Source organism: Micromonospora sp. NPDC023633, from assembly GCF_040640035.1.
GTDB lineage: Bacteria > Actinomycetota > Actinomycetes > Mycobacteriales > Micromonosporaceae > Micromonospora.
In genome coordinates this window covers 42,883-49,449 of sequence record NZ_JBFABB010000049.1, presented here as the reverse complement: position 1 = coordinate 49,449, position 6,567 = coordinate 42,883, and the positions used below count along the sequence as shown (strand labels likewise).

The following is a 6,567-nucleotide window of genomic DNA, read 5'->3' as shown; positions in this document are numbered from 1 at the left end:
AGCCGGCCAGGGGCAGCGCGGCCAGCAGCACGACGGCTGCGAGCCGGCGGGCGTACGACGGCGGGGCCGGGCGCGCCGCGCCGACGACCGGCCTGGGCGGGGTGGTGCGGGCGCGCGGTCGACCCGCGCCGGGCCCGACGGCGGGGCCGGGCGGTCGGGCGGAGGTGTCGTGGCGCGAGGGGGTGGGCGGCACGGCCGATCCTCGGGACATCGGGGAGCGTCACTGCGGCCGGGAGGCCGAGCCCATCCTAGGAGGAACCGGCGGCCGGGTGAAGATCAGCCGAGGACGCGATGGCCGGCACGCTCCAGCGCGGCGGTCGCCTCGCGGAGCCGCACGGCGGGAACCAGCAGGTAGTCGGTGTCGTAGGTGGAGAAGGCGACCACGCTCACCCGGGCCGCGGCGAGCGGGTCCACCAGCGCGGCGAGGGTGCCGCTGACGGCCAGGTCGAGCGGCTCACCGACCCGTAGGCAGCGCCAGGCGGTCTCGCCGACGGCCTGCTCGGGCGCCCGGTCGGCGGGACAGATCAGCGAGATCCCGTCCGCCGTCCAGCTCACCGTGACGACGTCGCCGTCGCTCAGCCCGCCCGACAACTCGGGCGGCAGGGCGGAGCCGGCGGCCAAGCGGCACACGGCGTACTTCCCCGGCAGCAGAGCGATATCGAGCATGAGGGCACCTTACGGCCTCGGTGCGGGCCCGCCCCAGATTCGCCGCGTGCGGCGAACGCCACATCCCGCCGCTGGTCAGACCGGGGAGAAGAACGTGAGGGAACCGGCGACGGTCCCGCTGGTGAACACCGGGGTGGAGATCGCGTCGACGGTCGAGTCCGGCGCGTCGGCCGACGCCCCCTGGACCCGGAGCAGCCCTCGGGCCAGGCGCCCGGAGGAGATGGCCAGCAGCGGCGGGATCTTGTCGATCTCGGGCTCGGTCAGCTCGCAGCGGTTGGCGGTGAAGTCGAGCAGCCGCAGCCCGCCGTCGAGCAGCGGCAGCCCGGTCACGTCCTCCGGCTCGCCCAGGCAGAGCAGCTCGCAACCGGCGGCGGAGACGGCGACGACCCTCGTCCCGGCGTCGATCAGCAGGCACGGCTCGTCGGCGTGGGAGACGGTCGAGGACCACCGAACGAGGTTGTCGAACTCCTGCTCTGTCGATGTTCCCGCCGCCGGCACGAACACGTCAGAGAGCGAGAGTTCGACGTGGGCCACCGCGCCTCCTATGTACACCGACGGTCCGTCCACGCTAGCCGGTCGTCACGGGTGACGCCGACCGCGCGTGGTCGCCGGGCCGCCGGTGGGGTGAGGGAGTGCCCTGACCAGGCGGCCGGCAACGGCGCGACCGACGGGTGCCGACCGGCGCCCGGGTGCGTGGCGTCGCCGGTGACGTTACCGTCGGTTGGCCGGCTTGTCAGCGGCCGTTCGGCCGCCCTCGTACCACCGGTAGTCGGCGGCCGGCCGGTACGCGCCGTTCATCCAGGTCTCCGGGTGCTGCGCGACCCGGGAGAGCTTCTCGGCCGTGGCCGGGCTGATCCGGCTGCCCCCGGCGACGAGCAGGCGGTCCAGCTCGCGGTGGGTGGCCATCAGGCAGTCCTTCGGCAGGCCGTAGACGCTGATGACGCCGGAGCCGACGAAGGTCAGCACCGGCGTCACCGGGATCGGCAGTCCCACCGCGTCGGAGAGGGCCTTGCTGGCGCGCTTGGCGTCGCGGCGGGCCTCGGCCACGTAGGGCGGTCGCTTGCCGTTGATCTGGACCACGTCGCCGGCCACCAGGACCCGGGCCCGGCCGTGGTCGGCGATGGTGACCGCGAAGAGCCCGCTCGGCCCGATGGCGAGGAATCCGGCGCGTTCGTCGCGTTCGTGGTCGAGCAGGAGGTCGGAGGCGTCCGTGCGGGGCCACTCGATGACGTGCCACGCGGGCCCGAGATGGTCGAGCCGGCCGAGCGCCCGTGCCCCGGCCGCCTCCAGCCGCCGGGCGCCCCGTTCCGCGCGGCGGCGGCGGGCCCACTCCAACGGGGACGGACGAACGGGTGCGAGCACCCCCGGCGACTCCACGCGGGGGTGTGGCACCGCCGCGGGCGGCAGTGCCCGGGCGGACGGTACGGCTCGACGAGCGGGAAAGACAGTCATCGCGACCTCCGGCAAAAGGTCCCTCGAAGTTATGTCCTCACTACCCTACGTTGCCAGTCCCCCGTGTCGGCAAGTTGGAACGCCGGAGTGAGTGCGGATGAATGCCATATTCATCCACCCCTGTTTTATCGGATGCCGCCAAACCCTGCCCTACGCTGCGAGGGTGACCCACTACGTGGACAGCGAAGTCGGTCGGCTCGGGACGGTGCTGCTGCACCGCCCCGGCCCCGAGCTCGCCCGGCTCACCCCTCGCAACAACGACTCGCTCCTCTTCGACGCCATCCCGTGGGTCGGACGCGCCCAGGAGGAACACGACGCCTTCGCCGCCGCCCTGCGTGAGCGTGGGGTCGAGGTGCTCTACCTCGCCGCCCTCCTGGCCGAGACGCTCGCCGTCGCCGACGCGCGGGCCGAGCTCACCGACGAGGTGCTCCGCTCGCCCCGGCTCGGCGACTCGCTGCGCGCCCGGGTCGCCGACCACCTCGCGTACCTCGACCCCGTCGCGCTCGCCGACGTGCTCATCGCCGGGCTGGCCCACGAGGAGCTGCGGGTCAGCCGGGAGCGGCCGGGCGGCCTCGTCTACACCCTGATGGACCGGCACGACTTCGTCATCGACCCGCTGCCCAACCTGCTGTTCACGCGGGACTCCTCGTTCTGGGTCGGCGACCGGGTCGGGGTGACCAGCCTGGCGATGCCGGCGCGGCGGCGGGAGACCACGCTGACCGACGCCATCTACCGGCACCACCCGCGCTTCGCCGGCACCGAGCTCGTCTACCAGCCCGGCCTGGAGCATCTGGAGGGCGGCGACGTGCTGCTCCTCGCGCCGGGGGTGCTGGCCGTCGGGGTGGGCGAGCGGACCACCCCCGCCGGCGCGGAGCGCCTCGCCCGGCAGGTCTTCGCCGCCGGGCTCGCGCACACCATCCTCGTCGTCCCGATCGCCCAGGAGCGGGCGACCATGCACCTGGACACCGTCTGCACGATGGTGGACGTCGACGCCGTGCTGATGTATCCGAACATCGCCCACACGCTCTCGGCGTACACGGTCATCGCCGGGGCGGACGGTGAGGACCCGCGGGTGGACGGCCCGGCGCCGTTCCTACGGGCCGCCGCCGACGCGATGGACCTGTCCCAGCTCCGGGTCATCGACACCGGGCTGGACCCGGTCACCGCGGAACGCGAGCAGTGGGACGACGGCAACAACACCCTCGCCCTCGCGCCCCGGCTCTGCGTGGGCTACGAGCGCAACACGGAGACCAACGCGCAACTGGAGCGGGCCGGCATCGAGGTGATCCAGATCGCCGGCTCGGAGCTGGGCTCGGGCCGGGGCGGGCCACGCTGCATGTCCTGCCCCCTGGTCCGGGAGCCGCTGGGCGGGCAGGGCCGGGACCCTGCCTGACGCCTCCCCGCGGAGGAACCGCCCCGGCCGCCCACTGCGGACGTCGCGAAGCGGCCGGCGGCCGAGATGCCCTCGCCAAAGGCCCGAGATTTCCCCGCCGGAGGCCGAGATGCCCTCGCTGGACGCCGAGGTGCCCCCGCCGGGTGGCGGCGGGGGCAACCGGCTCAGCGCAGGGTGAGCTGGCGGCCGAGCAGGCCGTGGCGGGCCCGCCGGCCGGCGGCGTCGAGCGGGGCGGGGTCGGCGAGCGCCTCCGCGTACCGCTTGGCGAAGTCGGCGACCGGCTGCTCCCAGTCGGCGGCCGGGACGTCCTCCGGCAGGTCCCAGACCGGCACCAGCCGGCCGTGGGCCCGGAACATGCCCGCGAACCGGGTGTTCTCGCCGAGGACCAGCGTGCCGGCCACGCTCAGGCGGGCCAGCGCGTCCAGCGCGGCGTCCTCGTCGTCCGGCAGCACCCAGCGCACGTGCGCCTTCTCCGGCACCTGGCACCAGTAGGCGGCCCGGGCGGCGGCGAGCCGGACGGTCGGGTAGATCGCGGCGTTCGCCCGCTCCAGGGACGCCTGCACGTTCGGGTCGTCGCCGGCTCCCGGGTCGAGCCAGAACTCGAACCCGTCGTGCATGCTGACCTCCAGCGGGCCGTCGACCAGGACGTCCTGCAACCGTGGGCCGGGGCCGGGCAGCGGCGGCACGGGCACCGGGCGGCCCGGCTCGGCCCGCAGCGCGCAGAGCAGCGCCTCGGCCAGGTCGCGGGAGACGTCACCGGACTGCTGGTGGCGCTGGAGCCCGATCAGGACCCGCCCGTCCGGCTTGGTCATGGCCGGGGCGGCCATCGGCAGCACGCTGGCGAGGGTGACCTCCCGGTCGCCGAACTCCTCGACCAGGGCGGGGGCCAGCCGCAGCGGGGCCGAGGCGGCCGGCACCAGTTCCCGCAGGGCGATCCACTCCGGCTCGTCGGTCAGCCCCTCGAACGGTCGGGGTACGAAGATGTCCCGTACCTTCTCCCGCTTCGGGGTGGCTTCGGCGGCCCGCTGGCTCTTTCGACGCTTGCTCACGGCGACACAGCCTAGAGGTCCCGGCCGCCCGGCGGGGGCAGGACCCGCCCTCGCGGTCGGTCAGCCGGCGACGGCGAGGTCCGACCGGGTGACCTCGGCCGGGTCGAACTCGGCCCACACGCTCTGGCCCAGGCCGTCCCGCTCGACGCCCCAGCGGTCGGCCAGCCCCGAGATGATGTGCAGCCCCCGGCCGTCGACGGCTTCGAGGTCGGCGACCCGCATCGTGGGGCCCGCCGCGGCGCCGCCGTCGGTCACCCGGAGCTGCACCTGCTGGCCGCGGGTCGAGTCGCGCAGCCGCCAGGCGACCCGGACCACTCCGCCGGGCAGCGGGTCGGCGTGCCGGACCGCGTTGCCGACCAGCTCGGCCAGGACCGCGACGAGGTCGGCCAGGAGCGGCGGGGGTACGACGCCGGTCAGCTCCTCGGCGAGCCGTCGCCGCGCCAGCCGTGCCCCGACGGCGTGGTGGGGAACCACCACGCACCATGCCCGATCGGCAGCTCCCGTCGACACCTTCGTCCCTTCACGCCCCCGTTGCCCGTCGCCGGTCACCCGCGGGGCAGCCGCACCTCTGCGACCGTACCGCCACCGGCCCTCGGCCGTAGGGATACCCATCCATTCTGCTGTTCAACGATCCGGCGGACGAGATAGAGACCGAGTCCGGCCCCGGGATAGCGGCGACGGTCGCCCGACTCGCCCTGCCAGAACCGGTCGAAGGCCCGCTCCGCGTGCTCCGGCCGGATGCCGACGCCCCGGTCGCGTACCTGGAAGGAGACCGTCGACCCGTCCGCCCCGGCGGTGATCTCGATGGGTGAGTCCGGCGCGGAGTACTTGCCGGCGTTCGTGCACAGCTCGGTGAGCATGGTGGCCACGCTCGGCCGGTGGCCGAGCGCCTTGGGCAGGTCGGCGGGGAGGCGGAGGACGAGCCGCTGCCGCAGCTCCGCCGGCAGGTCGACCGCCGCCGCGCGCAGCGCGTCACCGAGGTCGTACGGGGCGGGCGGGTCGTCGCCCGGTCCCGCCTCGGCGGCGGAGGAGAGCAGCCGGTCCACCAGCCGGGCCAGCTCGTTGGCGCGCTGCCCGATCACCCGGGCGGCGTGCCGCCGATCGGTCTCGGTCAGCGACTCCCAGTGGTCGGTGAGCGTGTCCGCGTAGCCCTTGATCACGGTCACCGGCGTACGCAGCTCGTGGCTGGTGACCGCGACGAAGAGATCCCGGTCGTGGTCGCGGCGCTGCTGGTCGGTGATGTCCCGGAAGGTGACCACCCGCAGGGCGCCGGGACCGGGCAGCTCGCCGGAGGTGATCTTGAGCCAGCGGCCGTCCGGCAGCCGGTGGTCGAGCACCCGCCCAAACGGGGGCAGCGGGAAGGGCAGCGGCTGGTGGAGCGCCTGGGCCGTGGAACGGCCGGTGACCCGGGCGGCGGCCGGGTTCCAGAGCCGGACGTGACCGTCCCGGTCGACCACGGCCAGCCCGTCCGCCAGCGCGGCCACCACCGGTCCGTCGCCGTGCACCGGCAGCCCGGTCTGGTCGCCGTACAGGTGGGCGATGCAGGCGGCCACGTAGCCCACGACGGCGTGCTGCTCGGCGTCCAGCGGGTCGTTCCCGTCCGGATAGAGCACGTGCAGACTGCCGACCGTCAGCCCGCCGATCTCCGCGCGGGCGACCACCATCCGGAGCAGGCCCCGCTCGGCAAGTTCGGCGGAGAGCCTGCCGGTGAGCTCGTCCGTGCGGACCCGGCGCACGCGGGCGCCGGAGAGCAGGCAGACGGTGGCGGGGTCGTCGGCCGGCACGGGATGGCCGACGGCCCACTCGGCGGCGCCGGTGGCGGCGATCACCCGGCCGCCGGTCGGCGCGAACTCGACGAACGCCACGCCCGCCGCGCCGAGCGCCGAGCGGGCCACGCGGAGCAGGTGGGTGAGCACCGGGAGGCCGGCGCCGCCGGAGTTGATCATTTCGACCACCGTGGTCTGGCCGGCGATGAGAGCGGAGAGGTCGGTGCGCTCCGGCATGCTC

At 74.8% G+C, this 6,567-nt stretch carries 7 protein-coding genes and 1 pseudogene; 1 reads left to right on the top strand and 7 read right to left on the bottom strand.

Annotated elements, in window-relative coordinates; genetic code table 11:
* The 4 genes and pseudogenes from AB0G13_RS17350 to AB0G13_RS17335 form a co-directional block, all read right to left on the bottom strand.
* A pseudogene (locus tag AB0G13_RS17350) lies at positions 1-193 on the bottom strand (hypothetical protein); the annotation flags it as partial.
* Positions 194-276: 83 nt separating this feature from the next.
* The gene (locus AB0G13_RS17345; protein WP_357875221.1) at positions 277-666 is read right to left on the bottom strand and encodes an ACT domain-containing protein; all 390 of its coding nucleotides are present in this window, start codon (positions 664-666) and stop codon (positions 277-279) included.
* A 75-nt stretch (positions 667-741) separates the two neighbouring features.
* Positions 742-1,200, bottom strand: coding sequence for a hypothetical protein (locus tag AB0G13_RS17340; RefSeq protein ID WP_357875219.1), 459 nt, complete (start codon positions 1,198-1,200; stop codon positions 742-744).
* A 177-nt stretch (positions 1,201-1,377) separates the two neighbouring features.
* Positions 1,378-2,118, bottom strand: a complete 741-nt coding sequence (locus AB0G13_RS17335; RefSeq protein WP_357875217.1) for a hypothetical protein — start codon at positions 2,116-2,118, stop codon at positions 1,378-1,380.
* A gap of 163 nt (positions 2,119-2,281) precedes the next feature.
* On the opposite strand from AB0G13_RS17335, the gene AB0G13_RS17330 reads away from it, so the two are divergent.
* Complete coding sequence (locus AB0G13_RS17330; RefSeq protein ID WP_357875215.1) at positions 2,282-3,511, top strand: arginine deiminase; 1,230 nt, start codon at positions 2,282-2,284, stop codon at positions 3,509-3,511.
* Positions 3,512-3,675: 164 nt separating this feature from the next.
* Here AB0G13_RS17330 and AB0G13_RS17325 read toward each other — a convergent pair whose 3' ends face one another.
* From AB0G13_RS17325 to AB0G13_RS17315, 3 genes are all read right to left on the bottom strand, one after another.
* Positions 3,676-4,560 (bottom strand): DUF5926 family protein, encoded by an 885-nt coding sequence (locus tag AB0G13_RS17325; RefSeq protein ID WP_357875213.1) that lies wholly within the window; start codon positions 4,558-4,560, stop codon positions 3,676-3,678.
* Positions 4,561-4,620: 60 nt separating this feature from the next.
* Positions 4,621-5,037, bottom strand: a complete 417-nt coding sequence (locus AB0G13_RS17320; RefSeq protein ID WP_357875211.1) for an ATP-binding protein — start codon at positions 5,035-5,037, stop codon at positions 4,621-4,623.
* A gap of 68 nt (positions 5,038-5,105) precedes the next feature.
* Positions 5,106-6,563 carry an ATP-binding protein gene (locus AB0G13_RS17315; RefSeq protein ID WP_357875209.1) on the bottom strand — a complete coding sequence of 486 codons (1,458 nt, stop codon included), beginning with the start codon at positions 6,561-6,563 and terminating at the stop codon, positions 5,106-5,108.
* Positions 6,564-6,567: the final 4 nt, after the last annotated feature.